The 18,124-nt window shown below is 75.2% G+C and carries 14 protein-coding genes and 1 pseudogene; 9 read left to right on the forward strand and 6 right to left on the reverse strand.

Translation table 11 applies throughout. From position 1 onward, the window contains the following. Positions 1-685: 685 nt before the first annotated feature. Positions 686-1,801, reverse strand: coding sequence for a lysophospholipid acyltransferase family protein (locus ACI789_RS17315; RefSeq protein WP_457010606.1), 1,116 nt, complete (start codon positions 1,799-1,801; stop codon positions 686-688). Position 1,802: 1 nt separating this feature from the next. Then, positions 1,803-2,672 (reverse strand): patatin-like phospholipase family protein, encoded by an 870-nt coding sequence (locus tag ACI789_RS17320; RefSeq protein WP_457010607.1) that lies wholly within the window; start codon positions 2,670-2,672, stop codon positions 1,803-1,805. Positions 2,673-3,049: 377 nt separating this feature from the next. Between ACI789_RS17320 and ACI789_RS17325 the strand changes: the two genes are divergently transcribed. The 4 genes from ACI789_RS17325 to ACI789_RS17340 all read left to right on the forward strand — a co-directional run bounded on the left by ACI789_RS17325 (position 3,050) and on the right by ACI789_RS17340 (position 6,997). After that, on the forward strand, positions 3,050-4,690 hold the full coding sequence (locus ACI789_RS17325) for an amidase family protein (protein ID WP_457010608.1): 1,641 nt from the start codon (positions 3,050-3,052) through the stop codon (positions 4,688-4,690). A gap of 250 nt (positions 4,691-4,940) precedes the next feature. Next, a complete protein-coding gene (locus ACI789_RS17330; protein ID WP_457010609.1) occupies positions 4,941-5,111 on the forward strand; it encodes a hypothetical protein in 171 nt (56 codons plus the stop codon). A gap of 11 nt (positions 5,112-5,122) precedes the next feature. Next, complete coding sequence (locus ACI789_RS17335) at positions 5,123-6,307, forward strand: NAD(P)/FAD-dependent oxidoreductase (RefSeq protein WP_457010610.1); 1,185 nt, start codon at positions 5,123-5,125, stop codon at positions 6,305-6,307. Between the two features lie 330 nt (positions 6,308-6,637). Continuing rightward, positions 6,638-6,997, forward strand: a complete 360-nt coding sequence (locus ACI789_RS17340) for a VOC family protein (protein ID WP_457010611.1) — start codon at positions 6,638-6,640, stop codon at positions 6,995-6,997. Positions 6,998-7,122: 125 nt separating this feature from the next. Here the strand turns inward: ACI789_RS17340 and ACI789_RS17345 are convergent, their stop codons facing one another. Then, positions 7,123-8,169: a class I SAM-dependent methyltransferase gene (locus ACI789_RS17345; RefSeq protein WP_457010612.1), complete on the reverse strand. Its 1,047-nt coding sequence runs from the start codon at positions 8,167-8,169 to the stop codon at positions 7,123-7,125. A gap of 159 nt (positions 8,170-8,328) precedes the next feature. Between ACI789_RS17345 and ACI789_RS17350 the strand changes: the two genes are divergently transcribed. Further along, positions 8,329-11,163, forward strand: coding sequence for a BTAD domain-containing putative transcriptional regulator (locus ACI789_RS17350; protein ID WP_457010613.1), 2,835 nt, complete (start codon positions 8,329-8,331; stop codon positions 11,161-11,163). Here ACI789_RS17350 and ACI789_RS17355 read toward each other — a convergent pair. Next, complete coding sequence (locus tag ACI789_RS17355; RefSeq protein WP_457010614.1) at positions 11,150-12,001, reverse strand: PIG-L deacetylase family protein; 852 nt, start codon at positions 11,999-12,001, stop codon at positions 11,150-11,152. The two genes, ACI789_RS17350 and ACI789_RS17355, sit on opposite strands and share 14 nt — an antisense overlap. Before the next feature lie 185 nt (positions 12,002-12,186). On the opposite strand from ACI789_RS17355, the pseudogene ACI789_RS17360 reads away from it, so the two are divergent. Continuing rightward, positions 12,187-13,362 (forward strand): annotated as a pseudogene (locus ACI789_RS17360) (MFS transporter); the annotation flags it as partial. A 53-nt stretch (positions 13,363-13,415) separates the two neighbouring features. On the opposite strand, the gene ACI789_RS17365 reads toward ACI789_RS17360, so the two are convergent. After that, the gene (locus tag ACI789_RS17365; RefSeq protein ID WP_457010615.1) at positions 13,416-15,749 is read right to left on the reverse strand and encodes a glycoside hydrolase family 65 protein; all 2,334 of its coding nucleotides are present in this window, start codon (positions 15,747-15,749) and stop codon (positions 13,416-13,418) included. 439 nt (positions 15,750-16,188) lie between these two features. Here ACI789_RS17365 and ACI789_RS17370 point away from each other — a divergent pair, with 439 nt between their 5' ends. Beyond that, on the forward strand, positions 16,189-16,614 hold the full coding sequence (locus ACI789_RS17370) for a hypothetical protein (RefSeq protein ID WP_457010616.1): 426 nt from the start codon (positions 16,189-16,191) through the stop codon (positions 16,612-16,614). On the opposite strand, the gene ACI789_RS17375 is transcribed toward ACI789_RS17370, so the two are convergent. Continuing rightward, positions 16,600-17,016, reverse strand: coding sequence for a TfoX/Sxy family protein (locus ACI789_RS17375; protein WP_457010617.1), 417 nt, complete (start codon positions 17,014-17,016; stop codon positions 16,600-16,602). The two genes, ACI789_RS17370 and ACI789_RS17375, sit on opposite strands and share 15 nt — an antisense overlap. Before the next feature lie 117 nt (positions 17,017-17,133). On the opposite strand from ACI789_RS17375, the gene ACI789_RS17380 reads away from it, so the two are divergent. Continuing rightward, complete coding sequence (locus tag ACI789_RS17380; protein ID WP_457010618.1) at positions 17,134-17,583, forward strand: PGPGW domain-containing protein; 450 nt, start codon at positions 17,134-17,136, stop codon at positions 17,581-17,583. 65 nt (positions 17,584-17,648) lie between these two features. After that, on the forward strand, positions 17,649-18,002 hold the full coding sequence (locus tag ACI789_RS17385) for a VOC family protein (protein WP_457010619.1): 354 nt from the start codon (positions 17,649-17,651) through the stop codon (positions 18,000-18,002). Positions 18,003-18,124: the final 122 nt, after the last annotated feature.

Here is an 18,124-nt window from a genome sequence, read left to right on the forward strand (position 1 = left end):
CGGGCGGTGTCGAGCCGGCCGCCACCGCCCGAACGGCAGCCCGCCGTGGTTCGTGGGCGCGTGGTCCCAGCGCACGCTCGTCTCGCCCGTCACCGGTCACGGGTGTGCGCCGATCGCGGACTGCCCACCCGTCGGGCGCGACAGAATGACGGCATGACCACCAGGCCGACGTCCCCGCGCGCAGCTTCGGTGCTGATCTCCGGAGCGGCAACCGTGCTCTACTACGCCTCGCCGGACTTCGTCTCCTCCCGCACGGCTCGCGGCTTGACGAAGGCAGGGCTGGTAGCAGTCTCGCTCGCCGTGGCGGTGCCCGACATCCGGGCGGCATGGGCGGCCGCGAAGGAGCCGCAGCAGCTCGACGGGGAGGCCGTCCCCCCGGTCACGTTCGGCTCGCTGCCCCCCGGGGGGCGAGGCCGTCGCCGTCGGAGCCGGGGCCGCCGCGCTGGCCCTCGCAGTCCGCGGGGTGATCGCCGCCGAGCGGTGGGCCTTCCGCCGCGGACAGGCTCGGGCAGCCTCCGGCAAGCGGCTGCCGCACACGGGTCCCGCGCTGCTGTACGGGGCGCTGACGAGCGCCCTCTGGCTCCTCCCGGCGCCGCCGGACACGCACTGACGCACGGGTGCAGGACGATCCGACGGCACGAGCCCTCACCAGGGCCGGGTCCCCTCGGCCCGGGCGCCGAGCAGGTCAGTGACCTGATGGGCGCTCTCGGCTCCCGCGACGCCACCGCAGCGCCCTGGGTGCGCACTGGCTCCTGCGTCGATGCACGTCCTGCACCGACTGAGCCGCCGAGGTGGTGGTGATCCACGCGTCGATCGTCTCCCACCAGTGATAGAGCCAGTCGGTCAGTCGCGTCTCGTCCCGCGGCACCTCGGCGGCCGGGACGAACCACCAGCGCAGGTGCAGGGTCTTGTCCATGGGCAGGCTCCGCCACAGGTCGCGCACCGAGCTCAGGTGTTCCAGCCCGGTGTGCGCGACGAACACGACATCGGCGTGCGGGGCGGCGTGCAGCGCCGCGACGACCCCGCCCGGACGCGGCGGCAGCAGGTTCGTCATCGCCTCGGCCCGGCTCACCGCGGCCAGCAGCCCCCGGTCGCGCAGTCGCTGGATGGCCCGGATCCGGCGCTGCTTGGTGAAGTTCGCCCCCTCGGGGAAGATCAGCAGCGCGTCCTCCTCACCCAGGTCGCGGGCCAGATCGGCGATGGCCTCCTCGGAGCTGGAACCCGCCGGCGGATCGGCCGGGACGAAGTGGTTGGGCAGCCGGTTGAGGTAGACGTCGATCAGCGGGTCCAGCTGCAGCAGGTCCTTGAGCACGATGCGCGGCTGGCGCAGGTGATCGCGGTTCATCAGCGTGTGCACGAGCAGGAACGAGTCGCCCGGTCCGGCGTGCCGGGAGAGCACGACCATGGCGTTGGTCGAGCCGGGCACCCCGTCGTCCAGCGGCGACCAGGACGTGCCGTCGGTGACCAGCCGCAGCGCGAACAGCCGCTGCGCCACCCGCATCAGGACGCCGAGCAGCAGGCGCAGCACGGTGTAGTGCGCCGCCCGGGCCCGCGGTGTGTGCAACCGGCGGCCGAAGCCGCTCAGCACCCACAGGACCGCGGCGACCGCGAGCCCGGCCACCTCCAGCGCGAGGTAGACCAGCGCGAAGGCCAGCAGCCGCAGCGCGCGCAGCCGTCCGGGCAGGAAGATCGAAGTGACCACCGCCACGACCACGAGCGCGGGCAGCAGGACGACCGCGGCCACCAGCGCGGCCACGAGGAGCGGCCCGGCGACCCGGCGGACGCGGCGTGGCGGCAGCAACTCAGGCTCCCCCGTCCCGCGACGCGCCGATCCGGTCCAGGTGGGCACGGGCTGCGCGGTACGCCTGGTCGATCCGGGCCTGCACCCCGGAGAAGTCGCGGTAGCGCAGGTTGGCGGCCCCGGGCGGAGCCGGGTCACCCGAGGGCAGCACGTGCACCGTGACGCCGGGCGGCAGGGCGGCCAGGTCGGCGGCGAACCGGTGCCGCCGCGCGATCTCGAAGGCGACCTGCGCGACCTCCCACGGCCCGGTCGGTGGGCGGAGCGGTCGGTCGATCCGCCCGACGTGCAGCACGTAGATCGTGTCGGCACCGAGCGCGACCGCCCGGCCGACCGGGATGCTGTGCACCAGCCCGCCGTCGAGGTAGTGCTCGCCGTCGAGCTCCACGGGCGGCAGCAAGCCGGGCACCGCGCACGAGGCGAGCACCGCCTCGACCAGCGCTCCCTCGGTGAACCAGTGCTCGGCGGCCCGCTCGATGCTCGCCGCGACGCACTGGAACGGCACGCGCAGCTCGGCGAAGGTGCGCACCGGGAGATGCTCGGTGAGCAGGTCCCGCAGCGGCTCCCGCGGGTGCAGGTGCGTGCGGGTCCGCACCAACGTGCGCGCCCGGCCCAGCACTGACCCGGCGAAGATCCGCTGGGAGGCCAGCTCCTGCCACACGCCTCGCAAGCGGTCCACGGTGCCCGGCGCGGGGTCGGCGGCGACGAGCGCGCCGTTGATCGCTCCCACCGACGTGCCCACGACCAGGTCGGGCCGGACGCCGTGCTCGACCAGAGCCTGCAGCATCCCGACCTCGGCCGCGCCGAGCACTCCCCCACCACCGAGGACGAAGGCCGTGCCGCCCGTGCCGGCCGGCGTCCCTGGCGATGCCATGGCCTGCATCGTGTCATCCGCGAGGCTCCAGGCCCTCCCGTGCGAGGGTCCGCACCCTTCCCCACACCTCCTGGGATCGCATCGCCGGAGCAGGCATCGCACGGGCCGCGCGGTCCCGCCTCGCCGGTGAGCCACCTGTTCATCGCCGCCGGAGTAGCCGCTGCCTGCGTTGTGCCCGGCGAACCACGCAGCGTGACGGCTCCCGAACCGCAAAGCGACGCCGTCGAGGTCCGTGTCTGCGTCTCCTGTGCGTCTGCTGGACGGTCCTGTATGCCCGACTGAGGCACCAGGCACGTGCGCTCCGGGATCCCGCGGAACGCCTGGGAGGAACCATGCGTGTGGCCCTCGACCCCTGTCCCTGGAGCAGAAGTGCCACGGTGACCGCTGCCATGGCCGGAGTGCTGCTGGTCCTCTCCGGCGCCGTGGCGGTCCCGTCGTCCGGCGCCGACCCGGTGCCCGGGACGACAGGTCCCGCCGTCGTCGCACCGTCGCTGGGCGGCCTCGACCTCGACGCCGCCACCATCCCCGAGATCCAGTCCCGGATCGACGCCGGGGACTTCACCGCGGTCGAGCTCACCCAGGCCTACCTGGCCCGGATCGCCGAGCTCGACGACGTGCTCGGCTCGGTGCTCTTCGTGAACCCGAACGCCGTGGCCGAGGCCGCTGCCAGTGACCAGGTCCGCCGGGAGAGCGGCGCGCGCAGCCCCCTCGAAGGGATCCCCGTGCTGCTGAAGGACAACGTGGACACCGCGGACATGCCGACCACGGCCGGCTCCCGCGCCCTGCTCGGGAGCCGGCCCGACGACGCGACGATCACCCGTGAGCTCCGCGAGGCCGGCGCGGTCCTCCTGGGCAAGGCGAACCTGTCGGAATGGGCGAACTTCCGCGGGGACGATGCCACCAGCGGTTGGAGCGCTGTGGGCGGGCAGACGAACAGCCCCCACGTCCTCGACCGCAACCCCAACGGTTCCTCCTCCGGCTCGGCCGTGGCCGTCGCCGCCTCCCTCACCCAGGTGGCCATCGGGACCGAAACCGATGGATCCATCGTCAGCCCGGCCGGCGCCACCGGCGTCGTCGGCCTCAAACCCACCCTCGGGTTGGTCAGCCGCACCGGAGTCGTCCCCATCTCCGCCGAGCAGGACACTGCTGGACCCATCGCCCGGCACGTCGTCGATGCGGCGCTGCTCGTGCAGGTCATCTCCGGGCCGGACCCCGCTGATCCAGCAACCCTGGCGGCTCCTGGGCGAGAACTCAGCGGTGCGGAGCCGGAGGTCGACGCGCTGGAAGGCGCGCGGATCGGCGTGCTGACGCTGACGCCCGAGGAGTCCGTGGCCGTCGACGACGCCACCGAGGCGGTCTTCGGGACCGCGATCAAGTCGATCGAGGCCGCGGGGGCCACGCCGATCCCGGTGCGGCTGGCAAGCCAGGCCGAGATCGACGAGGGCGAGTTCCCGGCGCTGTTGGCCGAGTTCCACCGCGACATCAACGCCTATCTCGCGGCCACCCCCGGCGATCACCCGGCCGATCTCGCCGGCCTCATCGCCTTCAACCGGCAGGACTCGCTCGAACTGGTCCCCTTCGACCAGGAGACCTTCGAGCAGGCGCAGGCGGCGGCCGTCCCGGCTGATGACCCGACAGTGCGCGAGCTGCGCGACACCATCCGCACGTCAGCCCGGGCTTCCATCGACGACGCTCTGGCCCAGGGGCCCGGGCCCGAGGACGACCTCGAGGCGATCGTGGCCCTGACGAACACGCCCGGCTGGGTCACCAGGTACGAGCACATCGACGGCATCGGTGACGCGTTCGGCTACGAGTCCTCCACCCCCGCGGCGGTTGCCGGCTACCCCAGCGTCACCGTCCCGGCCGGCTTCGCCGGCCCACAGGAGGCGCTGCCGATCGGGATCTCCTTCATCGGCAGCCGATGGGAGGACGCCGCCGTGCTGGACCTGGCCCTCGACTTCGAGTCCGAGGTCGGGGCACGCCGGGCTCCGGAGTTCCTCCCCACCGTCGGAGACTGAGATCCCGGACGGACGCGGGATGCGCCATCGTCCGGAGCAGGACCCGGCCCCGGGCGCGTCGTCCGCGGGAGGCGTGCGGTGCACGGGTGATCCCACTCGTCCGGCCATCCGCTCGCGGGAGCTCCTGCCGTGCATCCGGCGGCGCCGGTCTCCCGGAAGGACGCTGCGTGCGAAGTTCTCGCCCCAGCAACGTCGGGTCGTCCAGCCGCTGCTCGACGCCGGCCTCGGTGGGAAGCAGATCGGGACCCTGGTGTCTTGGCTCGCCGTCGACACCGTCGTCGCGGACGGGTACCGCGCCGTGACCGGCGTCGGCTCCCCGGTCCCGGGTACGGCGGTGGACGTCCGGTCGGCACGGCTCCGATCGATCGACCGGATGGTCGTGTCCACCGAGGACGCCGGCGACCTCACCCCGAGCCCGTGACCGGAGGGGACGTGGAACGACACGAGGTGCTCGTCGTCGGAGGCGGCAACGCCGGCATCTCCCTGGCGGCACGACTGGTCCGCGACGGCACCCCGGGCGTCACCGTGGTGGCCCCCCAGCCGGTGCACCGCTACAAGCCCCTGCTCAACTACGTCGGCGGTGGGCAGGCGACGATGGCGGACCTGGAACGGCCGATGGCCGACGTCGTCCCCGGCGGGTGCGCGTGGATCCGCGACGCCGTCGAGGGGGTCGACCCGGTAGCCCGGACCGTGCGCACGCGGGCGGGGCGCACCCTGCGGTACTCGACGCTCGTCCTGTGCCCCGGCCTGGTGGAGGACTGGGAGGCCACTCCGGGGCTGCAGGGGGCGTACCACGACGGGTGGGCCGCCTCCACCTACGTCCCGGGCAGCGCGCCGCAGGTCTGGCCGAGGCTGGCGCCGCTGCGCGCCGGCTCCGCGCTCTTCACCGTGCCGCCGGAGCCGGCGTCCTGCGGTCCGACCGCGCTCAAGCCGCTCTTCCTGGCCTGCGACCACTGGCGGCGCACCGGTGTCCTGCCCGACCTCGAGGTCCGGCTCGTCCTCCCCGAGCGGTCCGCCGTGGGCGTCCCTGAGGCCGACGAGGTCGTGGACCGGGCTCTGGCCACCTACGGCGTCGAGGTGCTGCGCGAGGCCCGCATCGAGCGCGTGGACCCGGATGCCCACGCCGTCACGGTCGCGACCCCCACCGGACGGCGGGTGATCGACGACGTCGACGTCGCCCACGCCGTCCCCCACTACCGAGCGCCACGCTGGATCGCCGACAGCGGCCTCGCGGCCGACCCGGCACCCGGCCTGGCCGCCGTCGACCCGTACACCCTGCGGCACCGCTCGCACGCGTCGATCTGGGGGCTCGGCGATGCCGCCGCCGTGGCGACGCGCCCCTCCGGCGGAGCGCTGCGCCGCCAGATCGCGGTCCTGGCCCACAACCTGGCGGCCGACCGGAACGGGGAACCGATGCAGCGGTACGACGGGTACACGGTCGCCCCGATCACGGTGGGCCGCCGGGCGCTGGTGCTCGCCGAGTTCACCCGCGACGGCCGGCCGGCCCCGTCCGTGCCCTTCGTCGACCCGATCAAGCCCCGGCGGGTGACGTGGTGGTTCGACCGCTACGCGCTCCCGCAGGTCTACTGGCGCCGCATCCTCCGCGGGCGGGTGTGACCGCGGACCACCCCGTCGGCGAGCGCTGCCCGCCTCCTCAGCGACGTGCCGTCCCCGTGGACATCTCGGTGTCCACATCTCGTGGGCACCGACCGACGGGCTCGTCGGCTCCCGCGAAGCCGTGTGCGTGGGTGTCGAATCACCCTCGGACGCATCCCCGCCGCCCGGATGCCTCCAGCCCGCGCATCCAGGCGTCCACCATCGAGCCTCGACCCACTCCCCCACCTCGGACCTGCGGATCTCCGCGCGCAGGACCGTGTCGGCGGAGTCGCCTGGCCGTGGCGGACCCACCCCCTGCACGACGGGTCAGCGAGAGGACGGATCGCAACGATGCACTTCTGCCACCTCGGGCTGCCGGTGCGCGACCGCGACCGCAGCTTGCACTTCTACGCGACCTACTTCGCGTTCGACCAGGCCTCGGCCAGGTCCTACTCGGACGGCACGACCATCGTGCGCGATCCGGACGGGTTCGACCTGGCTCTCCACCCCGTCGCGGCCCCCTCCGCGGCACCCCGCTTCTTCCACTTCGGCTTCCGGATGGCCGACGGAGAGGCGGTCCGGGAGCTGCGCCGCCGGATGGAGTCGAACGGGGTCCCGGTGGTCGAGGAGGACGACGAACCGGACCTGGTCTCCTTCAAGTGCCTGGACCCCGACGGCTGGCGGGTGGAGGTCTACTGGGAACGGTCCTGACCCGCCCGGCAGCGAGGCGGCTCCCCGGCACCCGTGACCGAGGCCCCGCGGTCGTCGACCGCGGGGCCTCGGTCCTGTGCCTGCGTGTCCGCCGGCAGCGGCCGGAGGCGTGGCCCCCTGGACGGCTACGGCTTGATCTCGTAGACGAGGTTGAAGGGGGTCTGCGCGGCCCGGCGGAGGTGGGTGAAGCCCGCCTCGGCCACGACCTCCCGGACCGCGGCCTCACCGGCCTGCGCACCAAGCGCGTGCCCACCCGACTGCGACAGCCCGTTCGGCACGCAGAGGAACGTCGAGCCGGCGTAGTAGAGCCGGCCCACCGGGTTGAGGTTGTCCTCGACCCGGTCGGAGGCGAAGGGCTCGACGAGCAGCCACGTGCCGTCGGGCGCGAGCGCCTCGTGGATCCGCCGGGCGGCCCCCACCGGGTCGCCCATGTCGTGCAGGGCGTCGAACATCGTCACCAGGTCGTAGTCCGTGCCGCCGAAGGTCTGCGCGGTCGCCACCTCGAAGGTGACCCGGTCGCCGACCCCGGCCTCGGCAGCGTTCTTGCGCGCCAGCTCGATCGACTGGGCGTGGTAGTCCGAGCCGACGACGCTGGTACGCGGAAAGGCCTGGGCCATCAGCACCGACGTCGAGCCCAGCCCACAGCCCAGGTCGGCGACCCGCGCCCCGGCGGTCAGCTTCGCCTCCACCCCCTCCAGCGCCGGGATCCACTCCGGCACCAGGGCGGCGACATAGCCGGGGCGGAAGAACGCGTCGACCCCCACGAAGACGTCGTCGTCGTGTCGATGCCAGCCGAAGCCCTCACCGGTGCGGAAGGCCTCGGTGATCTGCCGCTCGGCCCGCAGGTACCCGAGCACGGTGAGGAACGCGGCCGGGAGGTTCGGCCCGTTCGGGTCGGCCAGGCAGAACGCCTGCTCCTCGGTGAGCGAGAACTCCCCCGTCGCAGCGTCGTAGCTCACGTAGCCCCCGGCGGCCTGACCGCGCAGCCACTCGGCGAGGTACCTGCGGGCGTACCCGGTGCGCTCGGCGAACTGCTCGTCGGTCGCCGGCCCCTCGGCCAGGGCGCGATAGAGGCCGAGCCGGTGGCCGATCACCACCAGTCCGGCCGCGCCGGTGGCCCCGGCATCCGTGACGAACTGCCCCAGGAACGCCTCCACCTTGCTCTGGTCCATCTCTGCTCTCCTCCGCTGTCCTCCCGGCTCCTGCCGGTCACGACGGACTGTCGACGGGGCCGCTGTCACGGCGCTGGCGCGCCCGAGCAGCGCGCTGGCAGGGCAGCGGGGCTTCCCGTCCCGGCACGGACGCGAGCACGCTGGCCGCGGGAGGTGGCGATGGCGGTCGGACAGGTGCCGGTGCGGGTGGAGGTGCTCGGCCCCCTGCGGCTGCTCGTCGACGGCGCGGCGGTCGACGTCCGGGGCCCCAAGCGGCGGGCGGTGCTCGCCCTCCTGGCGCTGGCCGAGGGGCGGACCGTGCCGGTGGACTCGCTGGTCGGCGCGCTGTGGCCGGCGGAGGTCCCGGAGTCGGGCCGCCAGGCCCTGCACAGCCACGTGTCCCGGCTGCGCGGACACCTCGGCCCGGCCGCGGCCCGGCTGGAGACCGTCCCGGACGGCTACCGCCTCCTGCTCGGGGACGGCGGTCTGGACGTGGCGCGGGCGCGGACGCTGCTGGCGGCGGCGCGGACCCGCCTGCCGCAGGACCCGGCCGGTGCTCTCGGGCTGCTGCGCGAGGCCCGGTCGCTCTGGCGGGGGCCGGTGCTGGCCGACCTCGCCGACGTCGCGCCGATCGCGACCGCGGCCGAGGGGTGCGTCCGCCTGCACCGTGAGGTGACCGACGCGTTGATCGGCGCCGCGATCGCCGCGGGAGAGGCGGACCAGGTCCTCGGCCTGGCCGCGGCGTCCCTGGCTGACGACCCGCTGCGCGAGCCCGCGGTCCTGCAGCTGATGGGCGCGCTGGCGGCCACCGGGCAGGCACCCGAGGCGCTGCGCACGGCGCGCGAGTACCGGCACCGGCTGGCCGAGGAGACCGGCCTCGACCCGTCCCCCGAGCTGGGCCGGCTCGAACGGGACATCGCCGGGGGCGTCGCCGGCCCGGCCCCTCGTCCCGGGCGCGGCTCCCGGGGAACCACGCGGCCCACCACCCGGTTGATCGGCCGGGAAGCGGAGGTCGTGGCGCTGCACCGGCAGCTGGAGCGCGAGCGTCTGGTCACGCTCGCCGGACCCGGGGGGATCGGCAAGACCCGGGTCGCCCTGGAGGTCGCGCAGCGCGCCGAGACGGCGGCGGTGCTGCTGCTGGCCCCGGTCACCGACCCCACCGCGGTCCCGCACGCGCTCGCGGCGGCCCTCGACCTGGAGGCGGTCCAGGGCGACGTCCTCGCGGCCTGCCTCGCCGTCCTGGGCGACCGCCCGGGCCTGCTGGTGGTCGACAACTGCGAGCACCTGCTCGACGCGGCCCGGGAACTGGTGGACGCCGTCCTCTCCGCCTGCCCGCGGCTGACCGTCCTCGCCACGAGCCGCGAACCGCTCGGCGTGGCCGCCGAGTGCGTCGTCCGGCTGCCTCCCCTGCCGCTGCCGGCCGGCGAGCGGGACCTCGCCCGGGTCCCCTCCGTGGCGGTCTTCCTCGACCGGGCCGGCCGGGTCCGCCCCGGGTGCGCGCCGAACGCCGGGGAGCTGCGCACGATCGCCGACATCGTGCACCGGCTCGACGGGATGCCGCTGGCCATCGAGCTCGCCGCCGGGCGGCTGTCGACCTTCTCCCTGACCGACCTGCGCAGCCGGTTGGCCCGCTCGCTGGACCTGCTGGGCGGCGGCCGGCCCAGCGGGGACGCCCGGCACCGGACGCTGCGGGCGACGGTCGAGTGGTCCTACCGGCTGCTCGCCGACGACGAGCAACGCCTCTTCCGGCACCTGTCGGTCTTCGTCGACGGCGTCGACCTGGAGGACGCCGAGCGGCTCGCCGCCGACCTGGGCCTGGCCGGCGACCCCGGGAGCGTCCTCGCCCGCCTGGTCGACGCCTCGATGGTCGAGGCCGACCTCGGACACGGCACCCGGTACCGCATGCTGGAGACGCTGCGGGCCTACGGGCTCGACCGGCTGGCCGCGGCCGGCGAGCAGGCGGCTGCCACCGAGCGCATGCTGCGCTGGGCGGTGGAGGTGACCGCGGAGATCGCCGCCGTCCTGACCACCGAGCGGGAGCCGGAGGCGGACGCGAAGCTCCGCCGGGAGCGCGCCAACCTCCGGGCCGCCTGGCGGTCGGCCCGGAGCCGGGGAGCCCTCGACGAGGCCGCCGCGATGGTCACGGCGCTCTACGACGCGATGACCTACCGCGACCTCGTCGAGATCCGCACCTGGGCCGAGGAGCTGGCCGCCGACCCCGCCCTGGCCGGCCACCCGCACGAGGCGCGGGTGCTCGGCACCGCCGCCGAGGCCGCCTACCACCGCGGCGACCTCGACCGGTCCGAGCAGCTCGCGCGCGCCGGGCTCGCCCGCGCGACCGACACGGCCGGGACCTGGCTGTGCCTGTCGCCGCTGTCGGTGGTCGCGCTGGCCCGCGGCGCGTACGCCGAGTGCGTGGAGCACTCCCTGGCCGCAGCCGCGGTGGCTCCCGGGGCCCGCGAGAACCTCGGGATCGCCGCGCTGGCACTGGCCTACTCGGGCGACCCGGACCGGGCGCGGGCGCTCGACGAGCGAGGATCCGCCGGCGCGGTCTCACCCTCGATGCGCGCCTGGCACGCCTACGTCACGGGGGAGATCGAGACCGCCGTCGGCCGCCGGGACCTCGCCGAGCCGCACTACGTCCGGGCCGTCGAGCTGGCCCGGACGGCGGGGGCGACGTTCCTCGTCGGCGTCGCGTCGGTGGGGCTGCTCGCGGCGCGCGCCGACGCCGGCCGGGTGCGTGAGGCGTTCCTCGGCTACCGGGAGGTCGTGGACTACTTCGCGCGGACCGGCAACTGGACCCACGAGTGGACGACGCTGCGCAACCTCGCCGACCTCCTCCGACGACTCGGCGACGAGCAGACCGCCGACGTGCTCGACGCCGCCGCCGACCGGGCCCCGGACGCCCCCGCCCGGGGTTCCCCGCCGAGGCCGTCCCCCGAGGAGGTCCCCGGCCGGGCCGCCGTCCTCGACCTGGCCCGGCGGGCCATCGAGCGCCACCTCAACCGCGCGTGACCACCGCGGCCGGCCGCTCGACCACGGGCGCCGACCGCCCACCCGCCACGAACGACTCGTCCGCGACCCACGCGGTGTAGCGGTCGATGCCCATGGCGGCGATGAGCCCGGCGGTCTGGGTCGTCTGGGCGCTCAGCGCGCGGACCTTCCGCGCGAGCACGTCCGGGGGCAGCTCCAGCTCGACCGCCAGGCACTCGGGAGGCGTGGTGACCGGGTAGCCGGGGAGGTACACGCCGAGGCTGTCGTCCAGGTCCTTCCACCGGGGCACCCGCCACTCGGGGACCGCGGAGTACAGCAGCCGGGCCCCCTCCGGGGCCGCCCGGTCGAAGGCGGCGGTGGTCCAGGCCGACACCGTTCGGTGGTCGGGGTGACCGGTGATGCCGTCCGGGCCGAACGTCAGGACCGTGTCCGGGCGGACGGCGTCGATGACGTCGCACAGCCGCCCGACCGCGTCCGTTCCGGGTACGGCCGCGCACTCCCCGTCCCGGTAGCCGAGCCAGTGGTGCTCTGTGACGCCGAGCAACGCCAGGCAGCGCGCCAGCTCGGCGGTGCGCTCGGCGGCCAGCCGGTCCGGCGGCCACGTCTCCGGGTCGGGGGTACCGAGCTCTCCGCGGGTCGCGGTCACGCACACCACGCGCTGCCCGAACCCGGCGGCGAGGGCCATCAACCCCCCGGAGAGGTATGCCTCGTCGTCCGGGTGGGCCCACACCCCGAGCACCGTCCCCAGCCCGGAGACGTCGGCGGGTCGGCGGATCGCGGGAGAGGTGGCCGGCCGGGGTTCGACGGACGGGCCGTCGGCGCCTCGGGGACGCCGGTTGCGCAGGGTCGGGTCGGTCATCGTCGTCTCCTGTTCAGCGGGAGGGTTCGGAGACTCCTAACCGGCCTTGCCACCGCGCTGTCACGGCACGGGCACGCCTGCCGGCGGTCGAGCAGGAGCCTGACAGCGCGGTGCGGCAGCCGGGGTCCAGGCTCGGGCTCGACCGCATCCACGGGCCGCATCCCGGGCCTGGAGAGGAACTCCCGATGACCGCCGTCCGCCCGCCGGCAGACACCGATCCGGCGCACCCGGCGACCTCGCCCGACCACGCCCCTCCCGGGGCCGGCGCGGCGCCGTGGCTGGTCGCCGTGGCCGCCACCACCGCCCTGGCCGTCGTGCTCGGTGTCTTCGGCACGGTCGGCGTGCTCATCGACCCGCTGGCCGACGAGTTCGGCGCGCCCCGCGCCCACCTGGTCCTGCTCTTCCCCCTGGCACTGCTCGTGCACGCGGTCACCGCACCGGTGGCCGGTGCCGCGGTGGACCGCTGGGGACCACGGCCCCTGCTGGCCGTGGCCGGGCTGGGCACGGCGATCGGGCTCCTGGCGCCGGCCATCGCCTCGGAGCTGGAGGTCGCGGTCGTCGGCTACGGGCTCGGACTGGGTCTGGCCGCGGCCGCCACCTGGGTCGCCACCACGGTCAGCGTCAGCGCGGCGTTCGACCGACGCCGATCCGCCGCGCTCGGGCTCCTCCTGGCGGGACCCGCAGCGGGTGGCACCCTGCTCGCTCCGGCGCTGACCGCACTGGTCCAGGCCCAGGGACCGCGGGTGACGTGCGCGGTCCTCGCCGCCCTCGGGGCAGGGGTCTGCGCGGTCGCGGCCGTGCTCCTGCCCGACCGCCCGCCGGGGCGGGGGGCACGGACCGCCTCGTCCTCCGGCCGCAGGTCGCGATCCGCCGCGCCGGGCCTGCGCCGCTTCTACGCAGCCGCCCTGGTGATGAGCCTGGTGGTCTTCCTCCCCGTGGTGCACGTCGTCGGCAGCGCCGTGGACCTCGGGCTCTCCGCCGGCCGGGGTGCGGCCGTGCTGGCCGTCATCAGCACCACCAGCGCGCTGGCACGACTGGGCGGTGGCTGGTGGGCCACGCCGCGGCGGCTGCCCGCGCTGTACCGCGGCAGCCACCTCCTGATGGCCGCCGGGTTGGCCGTCTGGGCCGTCACCGATGGGGTCGGGACCTTCCCGATGCTGCTCGGCTTCGCCGTGCTGTTCGGCGCGGGCTACGGCGCCTGGCTGTCCCTCGGACCGGCGGTGCTGGCCGCCACGTGCCCTCCGCAGCAGCTCGGCCGCGCGCTGGGGCGCCTGGCCGCGGCCACGGGCGTCGGAGGGGTGGTCGGACCGCTGCTGAGCGCTCCCCTGCTGCCCGGGGCGCGACTGCCCGTGCTGGCAGGTGCCGCGGTCCTCGCACTCGGCGCCGCGTCGTTGCTGACGGACGGGAGGCCCCCTCACGTGCGCGGCTCACGCCCGACCGGCTGCCTCGGCTCGTCGAGCAACGGGGTGGGCGCGCGCAGCGGCACGCAGACGGGTGCGGTGGCCGTGACCGACAGCCGGGCGCCGTCCACGACGACGGTCACCGGATCCTCGCCGCGGAGCATCGTGACCGTGGTGCCCTCCTGCGTCGTCTCGACGCGCAGCAGCCTCCCGCGCCAGGTGACCCGGTAGGCGGTGCGCGAGAGCGAGGCCGGCAGCAGCGGCGCCAGCTCCAGGTCCTCGTGGTCCTCGCGCAGTCCGCCCAGACCGGCGACGAACGCCAGCCAGCCGCCGGCCACGGAGGCCATGTGCAGCCCGTCGGCGGTCCCGCCGGTGACGTTGCGCAGGTCCACGAGGGCGGCCTCGCGCAGGTAGCGCAGGGCGAGGTCGGGGTGCTGCGCCTGGGCGCACACGACCGCCTGGACGGCGGCCGAGAGTGAGGAGTCCCGGACGGTGCGGGCCTCGTAGTACTCGAGGTCGCGGGCCACCTCCTCGGCGGTGAACTCGTCCCGGCACCACCACAGCGCCTGCACGAGGTCGGCCTGCTTGAGCACCTGCCGCCGGTAGAACGTGGCGTAGTGCTGGTGCTCCTGGACCGGGTAGGCGTCGCGCTGGTCCTCGAACGGCCACTCCCGGTAGGTGGTGAAGTTCGCGTTCGACGGGTGCACTCGCAGGCCCTCGTCCCACGGCACGTGCACGGCGTCCGCCGCGGCCCGCCAGGCGGAGGTCTCGGTGGAGTCCACCCCGAGCTCCGCGGCGCGCTCCTGGTGTCGCCGGCACGCGTCGGCGGCGCGCCGGAGGTTGGCCCGGGCCATGAGGTTGGTGAAGACGTTGTCGTCGACCACCCCGGTGTACTCGTCCGGCCCGGTCATGCCGAACAGGTGCCAGCCGCCGGCCGCGTCCTCGTGGCCGATCGACATCCACAACCGGGCCGTCTCGACGAGCACCGCCAGACCTCCCACGGAGGCGAGGTCCCGGCCCGTGACGTTCTGGTAGAGCCAGAAGGCGCGGGAGATGTCGGCGTTGACGTGCATCGCCGCCGTGCTCGCCGGCCAGTACGCGGAGACCTCGGGCCCGCTGATCGTGCGCCACGCGAAGGCGGCCCCCGCCAGTCCCAGCGTCGCGGCGCGCTCCCGGGCGGAGTCGAGCGTGCCGGAGCGCCACCGCAGGAGGCGGGCCGCCGCGTCCGGGCGCAGCAGCGTCAGGGCGGGCAGGACGAACCCCTCGACGTCCCAGAAGGTGTGGCCGCTGTAGCCCATGCCGGTCAGGCCCTTGGCGCCGATGGGGGCCTGCGAGATGCACGCGGCGGAGCAGAACAGCTGGAAGACGGCGTAGCGCAGCGCCTGCTGGAGCTCGGGATCGTCGTCGACCTCCACGTCCGCCGTCGTCCACAGCTCGTCGAGCGCGGCACGCTGGGCGGCGAGCAGTCCGTCCCACCCCAGGTCGAGGGCGGAGCTCACGGCTGCCGAGGCCTCCGCGAGGACGGAGTCGGACCCGGCGTCGTAGGACCAGCTGTACCCGAGGGCCTTGACGATCGTGAGGCTCTGCCCGGGGAGCAGGTCGGCCGCGGCCGTGACGACGACGTGCTGTTCGTCGACGGAGGAGGTGACCCGCCCGCCGTCGACCTCGTGGCCGACCGCGGCGGCGATCGTGATGCCTGATCGGCGCGTCCGTTCCACCAGGGCGCCACCGTGCTCGGAGCGGATCTGGGCGCGCGGCTCGAAGGCGTCGTCCAGGCACTCCGCGACGCGCGGGTCGTCGTTCTCCACGCCCGTGGGGGTGACCTCCCCCGCGGCGAGCTCGGACCGCACGACGACGTGCGCGGGCCCGTCCACCGCGCGGACCTCGTACCGCACCGCGCACACCGACCGCTCGACGAGGGAGACGAGCCGCTGCGAGGACACCTCCATCGTCGTGCCCGACAGCGCGGTCCAGCGCACGCGGCGGTCGAGCGTGCCGGCGCGCAGGTCGAGCGTGCGCTCGTGGACCTGCGGCCGGACCTCGCGCACGTCGAGCGGCAGACCGTCGACCAGCAGGCGCAGCGGCGTGCCGTCGGCGACGGTGAGCAGCGCCTGCCCCTCCTGGGGGTGCCCGTAGCCGCCCTCGGGATAGGACAGCGGATGGGTCTCGTGCACCCCGGACAGGTAGGTGCCGCGCATGCCGGAGGGCTCGACCTCGTCGAGCGTCCCCCGGATCCCGAGGTAGCCGTTGCAGAGGCTGAAGAGGGACTCGGTGACGGCGAGCGTCCCGGGATCCACGTGCGGCTCGCGGACCAGCCACGGAGCGGTGTCCAGTCTCGGGGCGGTCACCGAGGCCCTCCCTTCGTCGCAGATGGGTCAGGCCGCCCGCGGCGTCCCGCTCCCCCGTCCTACCGGTCGGGACGCCGCGGCGCGATCCGTGAGGGGTGTCGGGACGCCGGCGGGCCCGCCGTGCCAGGGTCGGGACGTGAGCTCCGCAGACGTGGCCACCCGCCGGGCGCAGGCGGTCGCGGCCGCGGTCGCTGCGGGGCGCCAGGCAGGCCTCGACGTCATCGAGCCGCGGCGTCCTCCACGACGTCTTCTCCGTCGTCGTGCACCTGGCACCGGCGCCCGTGGTGGTGCGGGTGCCCACCGTGCTGCCCCGCACCGTCCGCGCCGACCCTGCCGGTCAGGTGACGCAGATGGCCACCGAGCTCGGCCGTCGCCGGTTGGCTGGCCGAGCGGGGCTTCCCGGTGGTGCGCCCGGCCGTGGGTGCACCAGGGGCAGGCGATGACCGCGTGGCAGTTCGTGGAGGTGGTCCTCCTGCCCACGGCCGGCGGACCGGTGGCCGCCGACCTCCAGCACGTGCACCTCGGGCTGCGCGAGTGGGACCTCACCGGGGCGCCCCCGGCCGTGCGCACGGGGTACGTCACCGAGGCGGAGCGGCTGGGGCTGCCGCCGCTGGACGAGGCGCTCACCGCCGTCGCCGAGCGGGGCCGTGACCTGCAACTGCTCGCCGTCCTGCCGCTGGACGTCGAGCTGACCGGCCCGCTCGACGGCCTGACCCCGCTGGTGGAGGCCTGGCGGGCCAAGCCACCGCTGCCTGAGCGCCGGCCTCCGCGCCGGCGGGTACGGTCCCGGGCTGCACCAGCGCAGCGGGGAACGTCCGACCCGCTGCCGGTCGCGGACCCGACGGAGGGCTCAGCGGCCGGGTGACCCGAGGAAGCGGATCACCGGCTGCAGCCAGTCGCTGAGCCCCTGGTCGGTCTCCACTGCGCTCGCCCCCACCCGGATCCACCCCTCACCCATGGAGCGCCCCGTTCCCATCTCGGCACGGGAGGCATGGGGACGCTCGAGCAGTGTGGCGTCCTCCGCCGGGTCGACCCGGACGAGCAGGCTGCCGTCGCGGTGCACGGCAACCGCCATCGCGTCGTCCGCCATGACCGCGGTGACGCCGAACATGCGCACCTCGCGCAGTCGCTCGTGCGGGAGGGCGTGCGTGACCCGGTCGAGCAACCGGCGCGCTGGGTCCGGGGACGCCTCGGCCCGCGGACGCGCGACTGCCCCGGCGGCTGCGGGCGGCTGGTCGAGCGGTGGACCCACGGCGTCGGGCGGCATGGGGCCAACCTCTCAGCGGACCCGTGCCCCGGCAAGGAGGGGCGGTGCCGGCCGTGTGCGTGTGCACCGAGGCGGGCGTGTCGCATGCCGACCGGGCCGGTCGGGCATCACCCGGGGGTGAAGACCGCTGTGGTCGCCGTCCTCGGCGGCGTGCTGACCCTCGCCGGCATCGCTCTGCTCGTCCTCCCCGGTCCCGGCTTCGTGCTGGTCGCCGCCGGCCTGGCCGTGCTGGCCACCCGGTTCTCCTGGGCGCAGAAGCCGTTGGACTACGCCAAGGACAAGGCGCAGCAGGGTGTCGAGGAGGTCGCGAAGAGCCCGTGGCGGGCGGCCGGGGCGGTGCTGGCCGCGCTGGTGCTCGTCGCGATGGGCGTGCTCGCCCTCATCGGGGTGGACCTGCCGTTCGTGAACGCGTTCACCGCCGTCGTGCTCATCCTCTCCGGGCTCTTCCTGATCGGGACGGTGCTCTTCGCGCGGCGCCAGGAGAAGCTGCAACGAGCCCGGGCGCACCGCCCGCCCGGCGAGCGCGGCACGGCCGGCGCCTACCGGGCCGCCTCCCACGGCGACTGACCGGCGGCCCCTGGGGTTCCCATTCGTCCAAGCCGACCGGGGCAGGTCGCTGCGATCGTGTCCCCGTGGTCGATCGAGTCGTTGCCTACGCGGACGGAGACGACCCCGCTGCGTCCCGGGACTTCTACGTCGAGGTCCTGGGCTTCAGGGTCGCGATGGAAGACCCCGTCCTCGGCCTGTCCTCGCCGACGAACCCCTCCGCTCAGGTCCTCGTCCCCCCGCGGGGCATGGAGGACCCTCCGCCGCGCTTCGGGGTGGACGTCGGCGACCCCGCGGCGGTGGACGCCGCGCACGCCGAGGCGGTGCGCCGCGGACTGCGCGTCGTGTACCCGCTCCGCACCGAGCCGTGGGGCGTGCGCCGCTTCTTCGTGGAGGACCCCGGCGGCACCGTGGTCAACGTGCTCGCCCACGTGCGCTGACCCGATCCGGTCCGCCGCCGGCCGCGGGTCCCCGCCGGTTCCGCCACGGCAGCTCCCGGTGGCCCGCGTGGCGCGCGCCGCTGCTCCCTACGCTCGACCCTGCCACGCCTGACCGGATGGAG

Source organism: Geodermatophilus sp. SYSU D00965 (genome assembly GCF_054050075.1).

Coding starts and splice junctions, on each gene's coding strand:
- ACI789_RS17375 (WP_457010617.1), bottom strand. CDS start 17,016: ATGCCGCCCGACGCCGTGGGTCCACCGCTCGACCAGCCGCCCGCAGCC.
- ACI789_RS17350 (WP_457010613.1), top strand. CDS start 8,329: ATGGCGGTCGGACAGGTGCCGGTGCGGGTGGAGGTGCTCGGCCCCCTG.
- ACI789_RS17340 (WP_457010611.1), top strand. CDS start 6,638: ATGCACTTCTGCCACCTCGGGCTGCCGGTGCGCGACCGCGACCGCAGC.
- ACI789_RS17320 (WP_457010607.1), bottom strand. CDS start 2,672: ATGGCATCGCCAGGGACGCCGGCCGGCACGGGCGGCACGGCCTTCGTC.
- ACI789_RS17345 (WP_457010612.1), bottom strand. CDS start 8,169: ATGGACCAGAGCAAGGTGGAGGCGTTCCTGGGGCAGTTCGTCACGGAT.
- ACI789_RS17355 (WP_457010614.1), bottom strand. CDS start 12,001: ATGACCGACCCGACCCTGCGCAACCGGCGTCCCCGAGGCGCCGACGGC.
- ACI789_RS17370 (WP_457010616.1), top strand. CDS start 16,189: ATGACCGCGTGGCAGTTCGTGGAGGTGGTCCTCCTGCCCACGGCCGGC.